Genomic DNA, 21,528 nt, shown 5'->3' with positions numbered 1-21,528 from the left:
CGTCAGCGCCGCGGCCACGCCGCCAGCAGGGCCCACAGGCCGCCGATGCCGGCGATCCACGCCGACGCCGGCACAGAGAAGATGCTCGGGCCGCCGGCCTCCAGGCCGTACAGCACCGCCGCGACGATCAGCAGGCCCACGCCGAGGATGGCGGCGACCACGCGGCGCTGCATGCCCTTCATCGTCTGGGCGAGGTCGGTGAGGTCCTTGGAACGCAGCGACAGTTCGTGGCGACCGTCCACCTGCTGGCTCAGCCACGCGTGCACCAGGCGCGGCATGTCCGGCGCGTGGGTCATGATCTCGGGCAGGCGCTTGCGGAACTCCTGCGCGGCGCGCTGCGGGCTGTAGCGCTCCAGCAGGATGCGCTCCAGCACCGGCTTGGCGACGGCCCAGATGTCGATCTGCGGGTCCAGTTGCCGGCCCACGCCTTCGATGTTGAGCAGCGTCTTCTGCAACAGGATCAGCTGCGGCTGCAGGGTCAGTTCGTAGCGCTGCGCAGTGCGGAACAGCTTGGCCAGCACTTCGGCCAGCGAGATCTCGCTGAGCGGGCGGGTGAAGTACGGCTCGCACACCGCGCGTGCCGCGGCTTCCAGTTCGTCGATGCGGATGTACGACGGCATCCAGCCTGCCTGCACGTGCAGTTCGGCGATGCGGCGGTAGTCGCGGTTGAAGATCGCCATGAAGTTCTCGGCGAGCCAGAACTGGTCGTCGCGCGAGAGCTGGCCCATGATCCCGAAATCCAGCGCGATGAAGCGCGGATCTTTCTTGCGTTCCGGATCCACCCAGATGTTGCCGGCGTGCGCGTCGGCGTGGAAGAAGTTGTCGCGGAACACCTGCTGGTAGAACACGCGCACGCCCTTGGCGGCGAGTGCCTTGCGGTCGATGCCGGCGGCATCCAGCGCGGCGATGTCGTCGGACGGAATGCCGCGCACGCGCTCCATCGTCATCGCGCGTTCGGCGGTGTGCGACCAGATCACTTCCGGCACGTATAGGTCGGGCGAATCGGCCCAGTTGCGGCGCAGCAGGCTGGCGTTGCCGGCCTCGCGCTGCAGGTCGAGTTCGGCGGCGAGCGTGTTCTCGATCTCGGCGACGACTTCGCGCGGACGGATCTTGTCGGCGGCGGGGTGCGCGCGCTCGACGATGGCGGCGATGCTTTCCAGCAATGCGATGTCGCCGGCGATCTGCTTGCGGATGTCGGGCCGCAGCACCTTCACCACCACCTCGCGACCGCCGGGCAGGATGGCCGCGTGCACCTGCGCGATGGAGGCGGAGGCGAGCGGCGTGGTGTCGAACTGTTCGAAGGCGTCGTGGATCGGCCGGCCGAGCTCCTCTTCCACCAGCCGGCGCGCGACCTCGCCATCGAAGGGCGCCACGCGGTCCTGCAGCAGGGTCAATTCTTCGGCGATGTCGGGCGGAATCAGGTCGCGGCGCGTGGACAGGATCTGGCCGAACTTGACGAAGATCGGCCCGAGTTCCTGCAGCGCCAGGCGCAGGCGCGCGCCGCGCGGTTGCGCTGCGATCTGGGCCGAGGCGCGCGGCACGAACGGGCGCGCGAGCCGCAGCCAGCGTTCGACCGGCGTGCCTTCGAGCAGGTCGTCGAGACGGTAGCGGAGCAGGACGCGCCCGATGCGGCTGGCCCGCAGCACCGACTTCATGCGCGGTGCTCCACGCGCGCGGCGAGGCGGCCGACGCGCACGGCCAGGCGCTCGACATCATCGCGCACGGCATCGACATCGTCGTGGAAGGCGTTGAGTTCGGCGCGGCCGACGACATCGCGCGATTCCTCGGTGACGTACTCGGCGGCGCTTTCGGCGACGTTGCCGGCGACGATCCGCGCCTGCTGCAGGCCGGCGCGCACGGTGTTGGCCACCTGCACGCCGATCACGTCGCCGAACACGCGGGTGAACGGCAGCGACCAGTCGGGATCGAAGCGGGTGGCGAGCGTCTGCAGGCGGCGGGCGAGATCGGCATCGCCGGAGACGTGCAGCTTGCCCACCGGCGCGGCATCGTCGCGGCGGAAGAACGGGAGCTGGGACAGCAGGCCGCCGAGCGTGCTGCGCACGGCGAGGTCGGCATCGAGCACTTCGCTTGCGGGGCCCACCTGCAACCGGCCACCGCCAACGATGATGTCCATCGCCAGCGCGGGGGCATCGATGCGCAGCTGGATGCGACGGCCTTCCAGTGGCAGCAGCGCCGCCTGGGTATCCGGATCCAGCGTGAGGGCGTGGTTGAGCGCGGTTTCCAGCGCGCGGCCGGCGAGCGGCTTCAGGGCATCGAACGGGGACAGGTCCATGCCGTCATTCTAGCGGCAAAGCCCTTGCGTCCCCGCCCGTCCGCAGGCCGGCATCCTGCCGGACCGGACGGGCGCGGCGGCATCCTGCCGCCCCGGCGGAGAGAGACGGTGATGGCGTCAGACGCGCTTGCCGCGCAGCATCGAGACGACGGCCAGGATCAGGAACACGACGAACAGCACCCACGCGATATTGGTGGCGGCGCCGGCGATGCCGCTGAAACCCAGCACGGCCGCGATGATCGCGACGACGAAGAAGATGACGGCGTAGTGCAGCATGGGGAACTCCTGTTGGCATGCGGCCAGGAAGGCCGGGGGTAGGGCCATGCTGGAATGCCGGGAGTCATCGCCGCGTGAGCGTGGCGCGCATGCAGACGGCCAGGCTTAAGCGTCGTGATCCATGCGTGAAGGGTCGCCGCCTAAGCGCGGCGCGTCAGACCGGATGGTCGCGCAGCCAGGCCTGCAGGCGCGCGAAACCTTCTTCCATCGACACGCGCGGCACGTAGCCGAAGTCGCGACGTGCCGGCGCCATGTCGTACCAGTGCGCGGTGGCGAGCTGTTCGGCGAGGAAGCGCGTCATCGGCGGTTCGCCCTTCAGCGGCAGCACCGTCCACAGGGTTTCGCACACCGCGCCCACGCGGTACGCGGCCTTGAACGACAGGTGCTTGTCCACGCGCGGCGCGCCGGCCGTTTCCAGCAGCGCGTTGAGCAGCTTGCGCATCGGCCACGGCTCGCCGTTGGAGATGAAGTACGCCCTGCCTGCGCAGGCGGCGCCCGGCGCGAGGTGGTCGAACGCATCGAAGTGCGCCTGCGCGGCGTTGTCGATGTAGGTGGTATCGACGTGGTTCTCGCCGCTGCCGACGATGCGCAGCCGGCCGGTGCGCGCACGCGACACCAGGCGCGGCAGGATCTGGTGATCGCCCGGGCCCCAGATCAGGCGCGGGCGCAGCGCGACCGTCGCCAGCGAGGCATCGTTGGCGGCGAGCACGGCCTTCTCGGCGATCGTCTTGGTGGTCGCGTACGGCGCCTTGAAGCCTTCGCCATAGGGCACGTCGGCGGCGGTGCCGCCTTCGACCGGATGGGTCGCGCGGTGGGTCACGCTGGGCGTGGAGGTGTAGACCAACCGGCCGATGCCATGCGCGCGGCAGGCGTCGAGCACGTTCTGCGTGCCGACCACGTTGGCGTCGTGGTAGCTGCGATAGCTGCCCCACGCGCCGGCCTTGGCGGCGTTGTGGAAGACCGCATCGACGCCATCGGCAGCGTGCCGCACCGCGTGCGCATCGGCGAGATCGCCCTGCACCTGGCCTACGCCGAGTTCGCGCAGGATCGGGTAGTAGCCACGGTTGAGGCTGATGACCTCGTGCCCGCGTTCGACCAGGCCGCGGCACAGCGCCTGGCCGAGGAATCCGCCGCCGCCGGTGACGAGGATCTTCATGCGTGTTGCTCCTTCTGGGTGGCGGCCCACACGGCCAGCGTCTCGCGGCCGATCTTGGCGTTATGGCGGATGTCGACGGGAAAACCCGGATGCGGCAGGAACGCGCCGATGCGCGCGGCATGCGGATGGCGCGCACCGATTTCGCGCAGCTCGCGTTCGATGCGCGCGCGATCGGCGACCACGCCGGGCATCCGTTCGTAGCACAGCACCGGTCGCTGGCGGCCCGCTTCGCCCACGCCGACCAGCGCGGTGCGGCGCACCTGCGGATGCGTGTTGAACACAGGCTCGACCTGTTCGGTGTAGAGCGGACCGTCGGCGGTCTCCACGCGCTGCGTCTTGCGGCCGCAGAACCACAACCGGCCTTCGTCATCGAACCAGCCCACGTCGCCCATGCGGTGCACGATGCGCTCGCCGCCGTCGGGCAGCGCTTCGCGGATCTTGGCGATGCGCGTGGCGGCATCGCGGCGGAAATAGGTATCGGTGGCGGTGGGGCCGGCGACGGTGATCTCGCCGACCTCGCCATCGGGCAGCACGTCGACGTCGCGCCAGTCGGCGATCGGCGCATCGACGATGCGGATGATGCGGACCTCGTTCGGCGGCACCGCGCGGCCGACGCAGGTGCCGGCGCCGGCCTCGGTGGCGGCACGGGTGGATTCCAGTTCGCGGCCTTCGATGACGGCCACGGGCAGGCATTCGGTGGCGCCGTACGGCGTCCAGAACTGCGCACCCTCGGGCAGCAGCGTGCGGATCTTCGCCACGGTGTCCGGCGGCACCGGTGCACCGGCGGAGGTCACGCGCTGCACGGTCGGCAACGGTGCGCCGTGGTCGGCGAGGACCTTCATCAGCGCGGGCGAACCGAACAGTTGGGTGACGCCGAAGCGCGCGATGGCCGCGTGCAGCTTGTCCGGATCGGCGCTGGCGGGACGGGTGGGATCCATGTCGGGAATCACCGAGGTCAGCCCCAGCGCGGGATCGAACAGCGCGAACGGCGGGAAGGTCGGCAGGTCCACGCCACCGGGCTGCATGCCGAAGGCGTTGCGCAGCAGTTCGATCTGGGCGACGAAATGGCGGTGGCGGTAGACCACGCCCTTCGGCACGCCGGTAGAGCCGCTGGTGAACAGGATGCCGGCGACATCGTCGGGCGACGTATCGGCCAGCTGCGGGCCGGCGTTCGCGCCGCGCGCTTCGATCTTGGTCAGCGTGGTGCCGCCCCAGGCCCAGCGCGTGCCGACGGTGACGATCTTCTTCGCCGACTTCGCCCAGCCCAGCACGCAGCGCGCGACCTGGGCCAGCGGGATGCCGATGAAGGCCTCGGGCTCGGCTTCGTCCAGGCATTGCTTCAGCGCGCGGCGGTCGATGCCCGGGTCCACCAGCACCGGCACGGCGCCGGCCTTGAACAGCGCGAACATCAGCAGGAAGAACTCCGGCGTGGGCCGCACCATCACCACGGTGCGGTTGCCGCGGCCGATGCCGTACGCGCCCAGGCCGGCGGCGATGGCGTCGCTGCGTGCATCGAGCTGCGCGTAGGTGAGCTCGCGGGTGTAGCGGCCGGCGCCATCGGGGCAGCGCATGGCCACGCGGTCGGGCTGCTCGCGGGCCAGCCGGGGCAAGCTGGCGGCGATGTTGCACGGATCGGTCATGCGGGCATTGTCGCCGCTGGGCGGTACTTGCGTCAGCCCGCGGCGTTGGCAGAATGCGCGTCCCGCCCGCGCCCTGACGCCAGCCCACGCCGATGCACCCCTGCCTGACCTGCGGCGCCTGCTGCGCCCACTTCCGCGTGAGCTTCCACTGGAGCGAGGCGGACCCCGACCAGGGCGGCGTGGTGCCGATCGAACTGACCGAACCGCTGCGCGTGCACGAGCGCGTGATGCGCGGCACCTCGCAGAAGGAGCCGCGTTGCGTGGCGCTGGACGCCGACATCGGCCGCTACAGCCGCTGCACGATCCACGACCGGCGCCCGTCGGTCTGCGCGCTGGTGCCGGCCTCGCTGGAGTTCGGCGAGCGCAGCGCGCAATGCGACAAGGCGCGGCTGGCGCATGGCCTGCCGTTGCTGGTGGAAGCGGACTGGGCGGGCGTGGTGGACGCCGAGAAGAATCCGCTGCCGGTGCTATGACGCGCGTGTAGGAGGGCCTTCAGGCCCGACCGGACTTCTTACCCTTCTCCCCTTGTGGGAGAAGGTGCCGAAGGCGGATGAGGGGGGCTTTTGCTGCTGGCTTGGCGGGTGAACATACCAGCAAGCTCGCTGCGCTCGCGTCCCCTCATCCGGCGCTGCGCGCCACCTTCTCCCGCAAGGGGAGAAGGGCTCAAGCGAGCGGATGGCGATCCAGGAAGTCGCGGATCAGCGGCACCAGGATCTCGTGCTTGTCTTCCAGCACGTAGTGGCCGGCGTCTTCGTACGCGTGCACTTCCGCGTTCGGCAACGCGGCGCGGAAACCGTCGAGGAAATGCTTGTCGAACACGAAGTCCTTCAAGCCCCAACCCAGGAACGCGGGCCGGTCAGCGAACGACGGCAACGCCTTGCCAGCGGCCTCGAGCAGCGGCCACGCCTTGTCCTGCGGCCCGAGCGGGATGTCCTGCATGAAGCGGATCGTGGAGATGCGGTTGGCCCAGGTGTCGTACGGCGACACATAGGCGCGGCGCACGTCGGCGGGCATGCGGCGCTCCACGCCGATCCACGACGCGCCGGCCGAGAAGGCGTTGAAGCCGCGGATGATCCACTCGCCGATCTTCCAGTCGCGGCCCAGCCCGATCTGCCACGGCATCGCCTTCGCGGCGGGCATCGGGAACGCGGCGGTGTTGGTGACCACCAGGCGCTTCACCTGCGCGGCGTGCGAGAGCGCCCAGCCGAAACCGATCATGCCGCCCCAGTCGTGCACGGCCAGCGTCACCGGGCCGGTGATGCCGAGGTAGCGAAGCAGCGCGGCGACATCGTCCACGCGCGACTGCAGGGTGTAGTCGTAGCGGCTGTCGTCGGGCTTGTCGGACAGGCCCATGCCGATGTGGTCGGGCACGATGCAGCGGTAGCGATCAGAGAGGCCGGCCACCAGCGTGCGCCAGTAATAGCTCCACGACGGATTGCCGTGCAGCATCACCACCACCTCGCCGTCGCGCGGGCCTTCGTCGAGGTAGTTCATCGACAGGCCCGGGCGGACTTCGAAACGCTGCGGATGGGAGGGGTAGCCGGGAAGGTTCATCGTGCGTCGCCGCCGTCAAAGAAAAGGGCCGGCGAACCGGCCCCCTGGATACGAAGTGCGGCCGGAATCACCAGACCACTTCGGCCATCGTGCAGTTCAGGCCCGAGCCGATGCCGAGCAGGGCGATGCGGTCGCCCTTCTTCAGCTTGCCCAGTTCCTTCAGCTTGCTCAGCACGATCGGCACGGAGGCCGGACCGATGTTGCCGTGCTCGGTGAAGATGGTCATGACCTTCTGCGGATCGATGCCGAAGGACTTGATGAAGGCCTGCGTGTGCGGGCGGCTGACCTGGTGGATGACGAACTGATCCAGCTCGTCCACGGCCCAGCCCAGCGCGACCTTGGCGGCGGCGAAGGTCTTGTTGGCCAGCTTCATGCCTTCGATCAGCAGCATGCGGGTGTCGGTGACCATGCGGTCGAGGTTGCCGCGGCAGAGCTTGTTCCACTCGGTCGCCGAGCGGGTCACGCCGCCCTTGTAGCGCGGCGCGTCCGGCACCAGCGCGCTGCGCGCCATGACCATGGCGACCGCACCGCAACCCAGGGTCAGCGCGGCCAGTTCGTCGCGGAACTGCTGTTCGGTGATGTCGGGACCGTTGAGGCGCTCGATGGTCTTTTCATAGACCAGGTTGGCGGTCTCGCCGTCGACGACCAGCGCGTAGTCGATCTCGTCGCGCTCGAGCATGCGGGCGGCGATGTCCATACCATTGATGAAGGCCAGGCAGGCATTGGCGACGTCGAAGGTCTGGCAATGTTCGGCCACGCCCAGGTTGCCGCAGACGATGCTGGCGGTGGACGGCTCCAGGTAGTCGCGGCTGACGGAGGTGTTGACGACCAGGCCGACCTTGTCGGCGGTGATGCCGGCATCGACCAGGGCCTTGCGCGCGGCCATGGTGGCGGCGTCGGAAGCCTGGGTGTCGGCGTCCCACAAGCGGCGGGCGTGCACGCCGGCGATGTCGTTGAGGACGTCCGTCTTGATGCCCAGGCGGTCGAGCGTGGGCTGCAGGCGGGCGTTGATCTCGTCCGACGTCAGCGTGTGGGGCGCATCGATATGCGCCAGTCCCGCGATGGAGACATTCTTGAAGAGCATCGAGATTAGCGCCAAGGCTCAGGCGGAAGGGGCCGACAAGGGTACCGGCTTCCCGTCTTCACCGCATCTTTACGCGCCCGGTCGCACCCCGACCCACCCCCTCAAGTGTGACTCATATCACACTTTATCGACCGCACCGATAGGCGGCGAAGCGCTGCTCGCCGTTGGCGGGTTCGCCCAGCGGCTGCACCGTGTCGGCCTGCAGGTCGGGGGCTTCGTTGCGGGCCATGGTCTCCAGCTCGTCCCGCACGCGCAGGGTGTTGCGCTCGTAGAAGGCCAGATTGCCGGGCACCTTCACGGTGACCTCGCCGCGCTTCTCGCAACCGGCGGGCGCCGCGCCGCCCGGGATGACCCGGACGCTCTTCGCGGACGGAGCCAGGTGCACCCAGGTGCAGGCGGACAACAACACGGTGGAAGCCACGGCAAGCAGGGCGAGACGCATCGGGGTCACCTTGGATTGTGAGTCGTGGCCATTCTGGCCGACGCCGGATGAATCGATCCGGGCCGACCGCCGTCCCCCGGCGAGGGACGGCGGCAGGGCCTGTCTTACTTCTTCGTCTTGCCGTCGGCGTCCAGCTCGACCGCTTCGCCCAGCTGCAGCGCGCGCACCGAGGCACCGACCTTGGACAGGTCGCCCACGACCACCCAGGTCAGCGCTGCCGGCGACAGCGTCGCCGCGGCCTTGGCCACGTCGGCGGCGCCGATGGCGTCGTTGCGGGCCTTGTACTGGACGATGTAGTCGTCCGGACGGCCGTAGCGCTGGTTGGAGGCGATCTGGCTGAGCACGGCGGACGCGGTTTCGTAGGCACCCGGCAGTTCCAGCGTGTTCGCCGCGCGGATCTTGGCGATCTCCTCCGGCTTGGCCGGCACCTGGCCGGTGGCGAACTCGCTGATCTCCTTCTGCAGTTCCTTCATCGAATCGGCCGTGCGATCGCTCTGCACCGCTGCGCTGGCCCACCACGGACGCTGGCCCAGCGTGTTGCGGGCGCCGCTGTAGGACCCGTAGGCCCAATGCTTGTTCTCGCGCAGGTTCATGTTGAGGCGCGAGCTGAACTGGCCGCCGAGCACGCCATTGGCGAAGTCGAAGTCGATCGTGCCCGCGTCGCCGGTGGGCGGCACCAGCTGCGCGGCGTAGACGTTGGACTGGATCGCGCCCGGCTGGTCGATCAGGAACACGCGCGGCTTGGCGGCGTTGGCCACCTTGGGCACGGCGGCCAGCTTGGGCGCGTTCGGTGCGGCCTTCCAGTCGCCCAGGCGGGCTTCCAGCAGCGGCACGATCTGCGCCAGCGTGGTGTCGCCGACGATGGTGATGCGGGCCTGGTCCGGCTGCAGCCAGTCGCGGTGGAAGGCGACCAGGTCATCGCGCGTCAGCGAGGCGATCGACGCTTCCGTGCCCGACCCGGTGAACGGGATCGCGTACGGGTGGCCGGCGCCGTACAGCAGCGGTGGCAACGTGCGCAGCGCGGCGGTCTGCGGGCGGGCTTTCTCCTGCTTGATGCCGGCGATCCAGGTGGCGCGCACGCGCTCGATCTCGCCCGCATCGAAGGTCGGTCGACGCAGCACGTCGGCCAGCAGGTCCAGCGAGGGCGCCAGCTTCTCGGTCAGCGCGGACAAGCCGACCGAGGCCGAATCCAGGCCACCGCCCGTGCTCAGTTCGGCACCCAGGGCTTCCTTGCGCGCGGCGAAGGCCAGGGCGCTGTAGTCGCCCGCGCCCTCGTCCATCATCTGCAGCGCGAAGCTCGCGGTGCCCAGCTTCTTGCCCACGTCGGCGGCGTAGCCACCGGGGAACTCGACGTTGAGCTGCACCACCGGCGTCTCATGGCGCTCGGCCAGCACCACCTGCATGCCGTTGGACAGCGTGGCGCGCTGGACGGCGGGGAACTTCAGGTCGGGGAAGGTGGTGGTGGTCGGCACGCCGGTGCTGCGATCGACGTCGGTCTTCACCGTCTTGAACTTCGGGTCGACCTTCGGCGTGGCGGCCGGCGCGGTGGCCGGTGCCGCGAACACGGTTTCCGGCAGCGACGACGCCGGCGTCTCGCTCGGCTGCACGAGGATGGTGTGCGACGCGCCCGCCAGCCACTTCTTCGCGGCGGCCTGCACCTCGGCCGCGGTCGCGTTGGCGAGGATGTCGAGTTCTTCCTGGTAGCAGTCCGGCTTGCCCTGGTAGACGGCGCACGACGCGAGCACGTCGGACTTGCCGCCGAAGCCGCCGATGCGCTCGATGCCGCGCACGAAACCCGCACGGCCGGCGACCTTGGCGCGCTCCAGCTCGTCGGCGGTCGGGCCATTGGCGATCAGGCGCTTCAGCTCTTCGTCCAGCGCCTTCTCCACCTTCGCCGGATCCACGCCTTCCTTCACCGTCGAGACGAGGAAGAAGGTGCCGCTGATCTCGCTGCTCCACTGGTAGGCGCTGGCCTGGTCGGCGATCTTCTCGCCGTGCACCAGCCGGGTGTCGAAGCGCGAGGCCGCGCTGCCGCCCAGCACCTGGGCGAACAGGTCGAGCAGCGCCGCGTCCTTCGAGCCCATCTCGGCCACGGCCCAGCCGCGGTACAGGCGCACCTGCGGCACGCGATCCGGGATGGTCTCGCGCGTGTCCTTGGCATGAGTGGGAATGTTGGTCTTCATGTCGGCCAGCGTGGCGCTGGCGGGAATGTCGCCGAAGTAACGGGTGACCTTCTGCTTGGCGGTGGCCACGTCGATGTCGCCGGCCAGCACCAGCACGGCGTTGTTGGGGCCGTACCAGCTGCGGAACCAGGTCTTCACGTCGTCCAGGGTGGCGGCGTCCAGGTCGGCCATCGAGCCGATGGTCTGCCAGCTGTAGGGGTGGCCGGCCGGGTACAGCGCCTCGAACATGCGGGCCATGATGCGGCGGCCATAGGGCTGGTTCTCGCCCTGGCGCTTCTCGTTCTGGACCACGCCACGCTGCTCGTCCAGCCCCTTCTGGTCGATCGCACCGAGCAGGTGGCCCATGCGGTCGGACTCCATCCACAACGCCATGTCGAGGGCGGTGGTGGGCACGTTCTGGAAGTAGTTGGTGCGGTCCTGGTTGGTGGTGCCGTTCTGGTCGGTGGCGCCGACCAGCTCGAACGGGGTGAAGAACTCGCCCGGCTGGTTCTCGCTGCCCTGGAACATCAGGTGCTCGAACAGGTGGGCGAAGCCGGTGCGGCCCGGGGTCTCGTTCTTGCTGCCCACGTGGTACCAGATGTTCACCGCCACGATCGGCGCCTTGCGGTCGGTGTGCACGATCACGCGCAGGCCGTTGGGCAGGGTGAACTCCTCATAGGGAATGACGATGTCCGCACCGGCGGCCGGCTTCGCGTACGAGGGTGCCGGCGCGTAGGCCAGCCCTCCGAGGGCGGCGGACAGGGCGACGGCAAGCAGGGCGGCGCGGGGCCGGCGGGAAACACGCATCGGACACTCCTTAGTAATACTGAATGGGCAGCAGAACCCTCGATGCTAACCGCCGCTCCGGCTCATTACACTAGGCCACAAGCCATGACGGATGGCCTATGCGGCCTGCGCCGCCGGCCCGTTCCGTCCACCCGGGAGGTGCCATGGACCGCAAGCACTGCCTCGTCACCGGCGCCAACCGCGGGTTGGGTCTGGAGCTCGTCCGCCAACTGCTGGGCCGGCACTGCCACGTCATCGCCACCTGCCGGCAGCCCGGCAAGGCGACCGCGCTGACTACCCTGGCCGGCGACCATCCCGGACGCCTGCACGTGTTGCCGCTGGACATCGCCGACCCGCGCAGCCGCGCCGCGCTGGTGCGCGAACTGCCGCTGGTGACCGACGAAGAACCCCTGCACCTGCTGGTCAACAACGCGGGCATCCTGCGGGGCGGCGAGCGCTTCGGCCAGGTGGCGCCGGACGACCTGGACGCCAGCTTCCATACCAACGCTGCCGGACCGTTCCTGCTGGCCCAGGCCCTCGCACCCCGGCTGGCCGAGGGCGGCGTGGTCGCCAACATCTCGTCGGAAGTCGGCTCGATCGGCTTGCGTCAGGAGTTCCGCACGCCCAGCTATGCCATCGGCAAGGCGGCGCAGAACATGGCCACCTCACTGCTGTCGCAAGCGTTCGCGGCCCAGGGGGTCGTGGTGGTGGCGCTGCATCCCGGCTGGGTGCGCACGGACATGGGTGGACAGAACGCCGCACTGTCGGTGCAGGAGTCCGCCTCGGGCCTGCTGCATGTGATCGACCGGCTCACGCCGGAGGACAGCGGCGACTTCCTCGACTGGCAGGGCGAGCCCCTGCCCTGGTGAAGCTGAACGCCAGCAGCGGCCATGCCGGGGAACTGCAACGGTTCCTAGCTAAACGGCATCACAACCAGCACACCCCGAGCTGACCGGCCTACGACTGAAGCGGCGTGTTCGCAGTCACAACACACACCCCCCGCCGTCTTGTTCAAGCAGGACGGACACCCGGACGGACACGCAACTCGGACACCGGACAGCGAAGAAGCACCTTTTAGTTCAATTGGATCAATAGCTTGCAGTTGGCACGGTTCCTGCGATACCCATAACAAGACTCCCGCTGTTCCGAACCAAACCTGACTGAACCCTGAATCAAAGCACCGAAACGAAAGGTTTCGCTTGACCGTTCTGTCTAGGTGTACTACCTTACTACCACACCACCCAACAACATCACTACAGAGGCATGACAATGAACGCCAAGAACCTCCTCCCGCTGACCGCCGCCGTCGTCTTCGCGCTGTGCGCCGGTTCCATGGTCATCTCGGCCACCCACGCCGACAACAACCACAACGCTGCCCAGGCCACCGCCATCGTCGACCTGCCGACCGTCACCGTGACGCCGGATGCCGCCGACCTGGCGCACTACAACACCTACAAGGACGCCAAGATCGTCGACCTGGCCGCCGTCACCGTGACGCCGGACGCGAGCGACCTGGCCTACTTCGTCGCCAGCCAGGCGGTGCGCGTGGTCGACATGCCGGTGGTCACCGTGCGTCCGTCGGCGGAAGACATGCAGCAGGTCGCTGCGCAGGCGGGTGTGCTGGCCAGCCAGCTGGCTTCGCGTTGATACGCAGGCAACACGTTCCAACCGCGTAACACGCAAGCCGGCTGCGGCCGGAGTACCACCGCACCACCTGCCCGCGAGGCCATGCAGCGCCGCGTAGAATGCGCGCCATGACCGACGCCCTGGACCTCGACGTCCTGCTGTACCAGCCGGAAATTCCCCCGAATACCGGCAACGCCATCCGCCTCTGTGCGAATACCGGCGCGCGACTGCACCTGATCGAACCCCTCGGGTTCACGTTGGAAGACAAGCAGCTCAAGCGCGCCGGTCTGGATTACCACGAATACGCCACGCTGCAGGTACACGCGTCGCTCGACGCAGCCCTGCAGCGCATCCGTCCTGCCCGCCTGTTCGCGCTCAGCACGCGCGGCACCGCGCGCTACGACCAGGTCGACTACCAACCGGGCGATGCCTTCCTGTTCGGTCCGGAAACGCGCGGCCTGCCGCAGGACGTACTCGACGGCCTGCCGCCCGCACACCGCCTGCGCCTGCCGATGCGGCCCGACAACCGCAGCCTCAACCTCTCCAACACCGTCGCCGTGGTGGTGTTCGAAGCCTGGCGCCAGGCGGGGTTCCCCGGCGGCGCGTGATTGCGCGTAGGCTGGCGCCATGGCCTCTCCGGCGCGCCCGCCCGCTGCCTCGCAGTTCGATGTCGTGCGATTGCTCGACACCGCGACCGTCTCGGTGCGCGATGTCCGCTGCCGCGGCGAGTGCCGCCATCGCAGCGAAGAGGAATGCATCGGCGCCACGCACCTGGTATTCCCCTACCGCGGCACCTACTTGCGCCACGTCGGCCAGACCCAGGCCGTCGCCGATGCCAACCACGTACTGCTGTTCAACGCCGGCGAGGGCTACCAGGTCAGCCATCCCGTGGAAGGCGGCGATGCGAACTTCGTCCTCCAACTGGCCGACGCCCTGCTCGACGAGCTCGCACCGGCACCGCTGCGACGCAAGGGCGCGGCGGTCGCCTTCCGCCACCAGGCCCTGCGCATCGATGCCCGCACGCAGGCGCTGGTCGCGCTGCTCGGCCATGCCCTGCGACGCGGCACCTGCGAACCGCTGGAAGCCGAAGGCCTGGCGCTGACGCTGGCCTCGCGCAGCCTCGGCACCCGCACCGCGCACGTGCCGGGTGCGACACGCGGGCGGCAGCGGCTGGTGGACCGGGCCAAGCTGTTGCTCGCCAGCGATCCGGGACGGCGCTGGACCTTGGCCGAGATCGCGAATGAGGTCGGTGGTTCGCCGGTCTACCTCACCCAGGTGTTCCGCCAGGTCGAAGGCCTCCCGCTGTACCGCTACCAGCTGCAATTGCGGCTGGCGCGCGCGTTGGACCTGCTCGCCACGGCCACCGATGTCTCCGCGCTGGCGCACGACCTCGGCTTCTCCAGCCACAGCCATTTCGCATCCGCGTTCCGCCAGGCCTACGGCCGCTCGCCGAGCACCTTCCGCGCTTCGTAAGGACGCCGGAAACCGCTAAAGATTCCGACAGCGCCACGCCGACCCGCATGGTCTCCTGCGTCTGCCCAAACCCGGGTAGCCTTCTGGAGCGTGTCATGTCCGAACAAACCTGCGCCGCCTGCGACTACCCGCTGGACGGCAACGCGATCAAAGTGACCCTGGGTGGTCGCACCGTCGAAGTGTGCTGCGAGGAATGCGCAGAGAAGCTGCGCGAAGCGAACGACGCCGCGGCCTGAGCCGCGACGCTCAGCCGAAGCGCGCCAGTGCGTATGGCGCCAGCGGGATCTCGGTTGCTTCATCCGCCATCAGCCGATCGAGCAGCCGGCCGGTCACCGGCCCCTGGGTCAGCCCCAGGTGGCCGTGGCCGGTGGCGACGAAGATATCTTCACCCGGCACGCGGTCGATGATCGGCAGGGAGTCCGGCGTGCACGGCCGGTTGCCGGCCCATTCGGACAGTGGCTCGCCGGTGATGCCGGGAAACAGCTTCCGCGCTTCCGGATCGAGCCGGCGGATCAGGTGGTAGTGCGGATCGCGGCCAAGCGCGGTCAGCTCCTTGATGCTGGTCATGCGGATGCCGGCCTGCATCGGCGACACCACCATGTAGCGCTCCGCCCACAACGTGGGGCGGCGCGCGACCGCCTGGGCTTGCGGATACATCAGGTGGTAGCCGCGTGCGGGGATCACCGGAATCTTCAGGCCGAACGGCTGCAGCAGCGCATTGCTCCACGCGCCCGCGGCCACCACCACGCGGCCCGCATGCACCGGGCCGTGGTCGGTATCGACCAGGTAGCCACCGTCGCGGCGCGCGATCGCCGATACGCTGGCGGTCAGCGGCACCGCACCGCGTGCGCTCAGGTGGTTGAACAGCCGCCGGCAGAAATCGCCCGGATCGCGCATCGCCAGCGACTCGCGCTGGAACACCGCGCGCTGGAAACCTTCGCCGATGCCCGGCTCCAGTTCGCGCAGCTGCGCCGCATCCAGCACATCGAACGCGACGCCACGGTCGCGCATCAATCCGCGCTCCCATTCGCCTTTCGCGAACGTCTCCAGTTCGGAATACACGTGCAGGTAGCCGGTGTGCGCGATCAGGTCCTGCGCCTGGATGCGTTCGCCCAGTTCGAGCCATGCGCCGCGCGACGCCCGATTAATGGCGCCCAGCGCGTCGATGATCGGCATCACGTGCTGGAGCCGCCCCTGCACCAGGAACTGCAACAGCCAGCGCGCGTACGACGGACTGACCCCCCAATCCAGCTTCAGCGGCGCAAGCGGGTCGGCGAGCATGCGCAACGCCTTGGCCACGATCCCCGGCGTCGACTGCGGCATCACGTTGCCGACGGAAATCGAGCCTGCGTTGCCGAACGATGTCTCGCCGGCCGGTCCCTTCGGATCGATCAGCATGCAGGACAGGCCGCGGTCGAGCAGGTGGTGCGCCGTCGACAGGCCGACGATGCCGCTGCCGATCACCGCAACATCGGTGGTGCGTGGCGGCCGGGAGGAAGGGGAGGAAGTCATCGGATCGGAACGTCGTACGCGGTCTGGGGGGAAGGTTCGGGCCGGAAGGTGAAGTGCCACCATTCCATCGGGTAGTTATGGAACCCGTGGCGTGCCATCGCATCCAGCAGGCGCGCGCGGTTCGCCTTCTGTGCCGGCGACAGATCGGCATGCGCGGTGTTCGCACGGGCATCGAAAAAATCGAACGGCGTGCCCATGTCGAGGTCGGCGCAAGCGCCGTGCTCGCAATGGGTGAGCGTGAGGTCCAGCGTAGCGCCGCGGCTGTGCCCGGAGGTTTCGGCGATGTAGCCGTCGAGCAGCTTCGCCTTGTCGACGTTCGGATAGAACGCGGGCTTGGTGCGCTGGTCGGTGGTGTCGTGCGCCCAGGCGACGAAGTGCTTCACCGACCGCACCGGCCGGTAGCAATCGAACAGCTTCAGCGACAGGCCCTCGCGCTGCACGTCCGCCTGCACCTTCGCCAGCGCCTGGGCGACCGGCGCCAGCAGCAGGCAGGTATTGGCTTCGTAACCCGGCACGCGCGCACCGGTGAAGTTGCCGGCGCCGGCATAGCGCATGTCGAGCTGGACGCCCTTCGCCAGCGAGGCGACATCCACCAGGCCCGCCGTGGCCGCATCGGTGGCACCCGATACCTCGACCTTCGCGGCAGGCGCGGCATCGCACGCGGCCACGCGGGCGAAGTCGAGGTCCTGGTAGTCGTAGCTGAAGTCCGCATCCGGATCGACATGCGACAGCGTCAGCCTGTTCGATCCTCCACTCGCATCGAAGTGCAGCCAGGGTTCGGCATCGACGCTGTCGTCGTCCCAGTCCACCAGCCAGCGCGTGTCCACCTGCATCACCGTGCCGGTCAGCATCGGCGAACGCGCGGAGGCGAAACGGACGCGGTCGCCCTGCGTGCAGATCGCGACGTCGCCGAACCAGGGGTCCCGGTAGCGTCCGGTCCAGGCCGCCAGCGCACGCGCAGGCGCCGGCTTGCGATGGCGGGTATCGGGCTTCGGCTTGGCGGCACGTTCGCTCGCGCGCTCTTCGTCGAGCAACGCGGCATAGTGCGCCACGTTGTGTGTCTGGTCCGGCATCGTGACCTGTTTGGTCAGCACTTCGCCCAACACGGTGCGGGCCGCTTCGCCCTCGCCATTGATCAGGATGACGATGCCGGTGCGCTGGTCGGGCAGCAGGATCACCGACGAGTACATGCCAGCCAGCGTGCCGGTGTGCGCGACCTTCCAGGCGCCGTCCACGTCCGACAGCCGCCAACCATAGCCATATGCGGAAAAATGGCTGTTGTCCCAGGCGCGCATGCGCGCGCTCACCGGCATCGGCATGTGCGGGGTCCACACCGCCTTGCGCTGCGCCGGCGAGAGCCAGGCGGGCGCGGCCTCGGGCGAGAGCCACATGCCGACCCAGGCCAGCATGTCGTTGAGGCTGCAGCGGATACCCCCCGCCGCCATCGAGGTGATGTCCGGCACCACCTCGCCGTCTTCGCGGATGGTGCGATTGCCATCGTCCGTGCGCATGTGCGGCTGCGCCACGTTGCCGACCTGCGCACGGTTCCATTCGCCCACCTGGCAGCGGCGCATGCCCAGCGGCTCGAACAGCTCGCGCTTCACCAGCGTTTCGTAGGGCGCGCCTCCGGCTGCGGCCGCGACTTCACCCGCCACGACGTACAGCAGGTTGTCGTAGGCGTAGTTGGCGCGAAAGCTGTGCGTGGGCTTCAGGTGCTGCAGGCCCGCGATGATGTCATCGCGGGTGAAGCGGTTCGGCTCGGGCCACAGCATCAGGTCGCCCGCACCCAGGCCAAGGCCGCTGTTGTGGATCAGCAGGTCGCGCACCTGCATCTGCTGCGTGACCCACGGATCGTGCATGCGGAACTGCGGCAGGTGCTTCGTGACGGGATCGTCCCATTTGAGCTTGCCGGCATCGACCAGCCGCGCGAGCACGCCCGCTGTCATCGCCTTGCTGTTGGACGCGATCTTGAACAGCGTATCGGCATCGACCTTGTCGCCACTGCCGGCGACACGCTCGCCGGCCGCACGCAGATACACCACCTGGCCGTCGCGCACCACGCCGACCGCGAGGCCGGGCAGCTTGTAGCGCTCGAAGGTGGCATCGAACGCCGCATCGCGCTCGGCGCGCAGCGCAGGCGGCTCCGCTGCGCCGGCGGTACTTGCGATGGCGCCGATCACGCACGCCAGCACGGCGCGCCACCGCTGGCGGGAGCGCGCCTGGAGGTTCGGTTCCGACGATCGCACGCGTGTTCCTTTCTGCTTCTGGCCACCGGGGCACGGGGTGCCCCTCGAATGCGCACGGGCGGCATCGCCGCCCGTGCCATGACACCGTCAACCCCTCAGCGGAACTTGTATTCCATCAGCAGGCTGTACGCGCGGCCACGCGGATCGGCGATGCGGGTTTCCCACGCGGCGCCGGCGGCGAAGTCGTTCTGGTGGGCGGTGAACGGCGGATCTTCGTTGAACAGGTTCTTGATGCCGAAGGTCAGCTTCATCCGCTCGATGCCCGAATACACCAGGCTGTAGTTGTACGTGGTGTAGTTGGAGACGCGCGGATTCCAGTTTTCCGGGATATACGAGTTGTTGCGCACGCTCACCGGCAGCTCGTCGTTGTAACCGTCGCGGTAGATCTGGCTGACGTTGTGCGACCAGTCGCCCTTCTGCCAGGTGAAGGTCAGCGTGTGCTTCCACTTGATCGGCAGGTTGTAGTAGCGGACGTAGTCGCCGACCAGGTTGTCCGTGTACGGCAGGGTTTCCAGCGCCTTCGTCTTGAAGGTGTTGATGTAGCTGCCGTTGAGGTTCAGGCGGAAGGTGCCGCCGGCCAGGTCGCCCATCACGTTGCCGTCGATCTCGATGCCGCGCATCAGGCTGCCGCCCGAGTTGATGTAACGGCGGTCGATGGCCACGACTTCGCCGCTGGCGTCGCGGATCCAGTTGGCGGCGAACACGTCGTAGTACTGGATCAGGATATCGCGCGGCGCGGAGCGGATGGTGTTCTCGCGTTCGATCTCCCACCAGTCGACGCTGACGTTGAGCCAGTCGACCGGCGCCAGCACCACGCCGAAGCTCTTCTGGGTGGACTCTTCCGGCTGCAGGTCTTCCTTGCCGCCGAACAGCTCGACCGGGCGGATCGACTCGCAGCCGGCGACCGCCGGGTTGGCGATGCCGCTGGGGCAGGTCGCCGGGTCGGCCAGGTCCAGGCCGGTGTACTGGGTTTCGGTCACACCGTTGAAGAGCTGGTTGAACGAGGGCACCTTGAAGCCGGTGCTATAGGCGCCGCGCAGTGCGACGCCATCGAAAGGTGCGAACTTGAACGACACCTTCGGGTTGGTGGTGCTGCCGAAGCCATCGTAGTCGTCGTAGCGGCCGGCCACGGTGATGTCGAGGTTGTCGAGCAGCGGCAGATACACTTCCGCGTAGAGCGCCTTGATGTCGCGGCTGACGTCGTTGAGGATGTTCGATTCGTCGAACGGCGCGTTGAAGATCGGGCGCTTGTCCACGCGCGAGTCGCCGTCGAACTTGAATTCCTCGCGACGCAGGTCGATGCCGGTGGCCGCCAGCACTTCGCCACCCGGCAGCGAGAAGCCCAGGCTGCCGGAGAACGTGGCATCCAGGGTGGTGAGGATCGATTCGCCGCCATACAGCATGACGCCGGCGGCCGATGCCGCGTCCAGTGCGGACATCGCGGCGGCGCTCTGCTCCTGGCCCGGCAGCAGGAACGGATTCAGCAGGCCGCTGCCCAGGATCGTGCGCAGCGAATCGGTGTAGTGATAGCCACTGCCCAGCGTGGATTCGGACTTGCTCGATGCGCGCGACAGGCCCACGTTGTAGTCCCACTTGCTGCCCAGCGAGCCTTCGAAAGCGGCGAGGAAGCGGTAGGACTTGGTCGTGGTCTCGATCTGGCGCGGTCCGCAGGCGATACAGCGCCAGCGATAGGCGATCGGCGCGCCATAGTTGAGGTTGCCGGCACCGAAGTACGCCGCGAGCGCGTCGTACACCATGTCGTAGGTGTCCTGCGTCAGCGCATTCAACGGATACCACGTGGTCGGGCCGAGCGCGGTGGTGGCCGCGGACGTGCTGGACGAGATCTGGTTCGGCTCGAACGTCTTCTCAACGTCCACCTGCGACCCGACCAGTTCCACATAGGCCTGGTGGTTGTCGCTGATCTTGAAGGTGGCGCGGCCGATGAAATCGACGCTTTCCTGCGGCTGCTGGATGATCGCTGCGGCCGGATAGTCCCAGGCGCAGGCATAGCGCGAAGCCGCACTGCTCCACAGGCGATGGTCGTACGCACCCATCATGTCGCCGCCGCTTTCGCAGCCCGCCGCACCCGGCAGGTCGAGGATGTTGATCGCGCTCTGGCGCAAGGTGGAGCCCGGCCCGTCCGCCGGATCGAGTTGGCCGTTGCGCAACAGGCTGGTGGCGCCCACGCCCGTGGTGCCCAGGCTGAACACCGTCGCGAAGGGGGTGCCGCGCGTGTCGGGCGAAAGGCCGCGGTCGGCCTGGAAGGTGTTGGAATAGTCGCGGTCCGTACCGCGCAGGATCTCGTTCTTCTTGTAGGTGACCGTGCCGAAGACGTTCCAGCGGTCGTTGTCGAGGTCGCCCCAGCCGCCCAACAGGTTGGCGCGGAAGATGTTGCCGCCGCCATCCTCGGTGACGTCGACGAAGGTCGAGGCCTCGAGGCCCGTGTAGTCGGTCTTGGTGATGAAGTTGATCACGCCGCCGATGGCGTCGGTGCCGTAGACGGCCGAAGCGCCGTCGCGCAGCACTTCCACGCGGTCGAGCGCGGCGAAGGGAATGGAGTTCAAGTCCACCGCGCGGCCCTTGAGGCCGTGGGTGGCGACGCGGCGGCCGTTCAACAGCACCAGCGTCGCGTCGGCGCCCTGGCCACGCAGGTTGGCGCCGGAAACACCGTTGTTGCCGCGCTGCTCCTCGCTGACGATGCCACCGTTGCTGGCGAGGTTGTCCGAGCTGTTGCCCGCGATGTTGAGGAACATCAGCAACTGTTCCGCCGACGAGATGCCGAGTTCGTCGATGCGCTCCTTCTGCAGTACGGTGACCGGCAACTGCGCCTCCACCTCGGTGCGCTTGATGCGCGAACCGGTGACGGTGACGGTGTCGAGCGTGCGTGCGCTGCTTCCGCTGGCGGGCGTCGCGTCCTGCGCCAGGCTGGTGCCCGGAATCGCCAGGCCCAGCACGATGGCGGCGGCAAGATGGCTCGGCTTGAGCGGGCGGGTTCGAGCGGGCATGCGGAATCTCCTGGATGATGGAACGCTGCGAATGCTGCCAGGACGATGTGCTGCGCGGCGCGGCGCGAGTCGCTCGACGGGATCTCCACTGCGGGCTTCTTGCCCGGGCGCGGTCGCATGGATGCGCACGCGCCACAGGAGCATCTGGATTCCCCATACGGACCAACCGACGCGCCCCATCCCGGGCACGCAACGCGGAACATCGCTGACGATCTGGTTGTTGCGCCGGCACCCCGCCGGTTACTGCGCCGCCGGCAAGAACATCACGTCCGG

The 21,528-nt window shown here is 68.5% G+C and carries 18 protein-coding genes; 6 read left to right on the top strand and 12 right to left on the bottom strand.

Annotated elements, in window-relative coordinates:
• Positions 1–2: 2 nt before the first annotated feature.
• The 5 genes from ubiB to oleC all read right to left on the bottom strand — a co-directional run bounded on the left by ubiB (position 3) and on the right by oleC (position 5,365).
• Entirely contained in the window at positions 3–1,655 is a 1,653-nt protein-coding gene (gene ubiB / locus ASD72_RS11755) for a ubiquinone biosynthesis regulatory protein kinase UbiB (protein ID WP_056880129.1), read from the bottom strand.
• Complete coding sequence (locus tag ASD72_RS11750; RefSeq protein ID WP_056880128.1) at positions 1,652–2,293, bottom strand: SCP2 sterol-binding domain-containing protein; 642 nt, start codon at positions 2,291–2,293, stop codon at positions 1,652–1,654. The genes ubiB and ASD72_RS11750 overlap by 4 nt, the downstream gene beginning before the upstream one ends.
• A 117-nt stretch (positions 2,294–2,410) precedes the next feature.
• The gene (locus ASD72_RS20630; protein ID WP_081420301.1) at positions 2,411–2,569 is read right to left on the bottom strand and encodes a DUF1328 domain-containing protein; all 159 of its coding nucleotides are present in this window, start codon (positions 2,567–2,569) and stop codon (positions 2,411–2,413) included.
• A gap of 154 nt (positions 2,570–2,723) precedes the next feature.
• A complete protein-coding gene (gene oleD, locus ASD72_RS11745) occupies positions 2,724–3,725 on the bottom strand; it encodes a 2-alkyl-3-oxoalkanoate reductase (RefSeq protein ID WP_056880127.1) in 1,002 nt (333 codons plus the stop codon).
• Positions 3,722–5,365: an olefin beta-lactone synthetase gene (gene oleC, locus ASD72_RS11740; protein WP_056880126.1), complete on the bottom strand. Its 1,644-nt coding sequence runs from the start codon at positions 5,363–5,365 to the stop codon at positions 3,722–3,724. The genes oleD and oleC overlap by 4 nt, the downstream gene beginning before the upstream one ends.
• A 92-nt stretch (positions 5,366–5,457) precedes the next feature.
• Between oleC and ASD72_RS11735 the strand changes: the two genes are divergently transcribed.
• Positions 5,458–5,838 carry a YkgJ family cysteine cluster protein gene (locus ASD72_RS11735; RefSeq protein ID WP_056880125.1) on the top strand — a complete coding sequence of 127 codons (381 nt, stop codon included), beginning with the start codon at positions 5,458–5,460 and terminating at the stop codon, positions 5,836–5,838.
• Between the two features lie 190 nt (positions 5,839–6,028).
• Here the strand turns inward: ASD72_RS11735 and ASD72_RS11730 are convergent, their stop codons facing one another.
• From ASD72_RS11730 to ASD72_RS11715, 4 genes are all read right to left on the bottom strand, one after another.
• Entirely contained in the window at positions 6,029–6,919 is an 891-nt protein-coding gene (locus ASD72_RS11730) for an alpha/beta fold hydrolase (protein ID WP_056880124.1), read from the bottom strand.
• Between the two features lie 67 nt (positions 6,920–6,986).
• Positions 6,987–8,003: a 3-oxoacyl-ACP synthase III gene (locus tag ASD72_RS11725; RefSeq protein ID WP_056880123.1), complete on the bottom strand. Its 1,017-nt coding sequence runs from the start codon at positions 8,001–8,003 to the stop codon at positions 6,987–6,989.
• A 124-nt stretch (positions 8,004–8,127) separates the two neighbouring features.
• The gene (locus ASD72_RS11720; RefSeq protein WP_056880122.1) at positions 8,128–8,445 is read right to left on the bottom strand and encodes a DUF4156 domain-containing protein; all 318 of its coding nucleotides are present in this window, start codon (positions 8,443–8,445) and stop codon (positions 8,128–8,130) included.
• Positions 8,446–8,549: 104 nt separating this feature from the next.
• On the bottom strand, positions 8,550–11,414 hold the full coding sequence (locus ASD72_RS11715; RefSeq protein WP_056880121.1) for a pitrilysin family protein: 2,865 nt from the start codon (positions 11,412–11,414) through the stop codon (positions 8,550–8,552).
• A gap of 143 nt (positions 11,415–11,557) precedes the next feature.
• On the opposite strand from ASD72_RS11715, the gene ASD72_RS11710 reads away from it, so the two are divergent.
• The 5 genes from ASD72_RS11710 (at position 11,558) to ASD72_RS21245 (ending at position 14,728) form a co-directional block, all read left to right on the top strand.
• Positions 11,558–12,262, top strand: a complete 705-nt coding sequence (locus ASD72_RS11710; protein ID WP_056880120.1) for an SDR family oxidoreductase — start codon at positions 11,558–11,560, stop codon at positions 12,260–12,262.
• A gap of 400 nt (positions 12,263–12,662) precedes the next feature.
• Complete coding sequence (locus ASD72_RS11705; protein ID WP_056880119.1) at positions 12,663–13,040, top strand: hypothetical protein; 378 nt, start codon at positions 12,663–12,665, stop codon at positions 13,038–13,040.
• A 107-nt stretch (positions 13,041–13,147) separates the two neighbouring features.
• Positions 13,148–13,627: a tRNA (uridine(34)/cytosine(34)/5-carboxymethylaminomethyluridine(34)-2'-O)-methyltransferase TrmL gene (gene trmL / locus ASD72_RS11700; RefSeq protein WP_056880241.1), complete on the top strand. Its 480-nt coding sequence runs from the start codon at positions 13,148–13,150 to the stop codon at positions 13,625–13,627.
• A 19-nt stretch (positions 13,628–13,646) separates the two neighbouring features.
• The gene (locus tag ASD72_RS11695) at positions 13,647–14,492 is read left to right on the top strand and encodes an AraC family transcriptional regulator (protein WP_056880118.1); all 846 of its coding nucleotides are present in this window, start codon (positions 13,647–13,649) and stop codon (positions 14,490–14,492) included.
• Positions 14,493–14,587: 95 nt separating this feature from the next.
• Positions 14,588–14,728 (top strand): hypothetical protein, encoded by a 141-nt coding sequence (locus tag ASD72_RS21245; protein WP_164490777.1) that lies wholly within the window; start codon positions 14,588–14,590, stop codon positions 14,726–14,728.
• A 10-nt stretch (positions 14,729–14,738) separates the two neighbouring features.
• Here ASD72_RS21245 and ASD72_RS11690 read toward each other — a convergent pair whose 3' ends face one another.
• The 3 genes from ASD72_RS11690 to ASD72_RS11680 form a co-directional block, all read right to left on the bottom strand.
• Entirely contained in the window at positions 14,739–16,004 is a 1,266-nt protein-coding gene (locus ASD72_RS11690; protein ID WP_162250382.1) for an FAD-dependent oxidoreductase, read from the bottom strand.
• Positions 16,001–18,250 (bottom strand): serine hydrolase, encoded by a 2,250-nt coding sequence (locus tag ASD72_RS21525; protein ID WP_162250381.1) that lies wholly within the window; start codon positions 18,248–18,250, stop codon positions 16,001–16,003. Before ASD72_RS21525 ends, ASD72_RS11690 begins: the two co-directional genes overlap by 4 nt.
• 95 nt (positions 18,251–18,345) lie before the next feature.
• Entirely contained in the window at positions 18,346–21,255 is a 2,910-nt protein-coding gene (locus tag ASD72_RS11680) for a TonB-dependent receptor (protein WP_056880116.1), read from the bottom strand.
• Positions 21,256–21,528 lie beyond the last annotated feature (273 nt).

Source organism: Pseudoxanthomonas sp. Root630 (assembly GCF_001427585.1).
Lineage (GTDB): Bacteria > Pseudomonadota > Gammaproteobacteria > Xanthomonadales > Xanthomonadaceae > Pseudoxanthomonas_A.
Note: the sequence above shows the minus strand (reverse complement) of the source record. Positions and strands in the feature narration are given on the sequence as shown.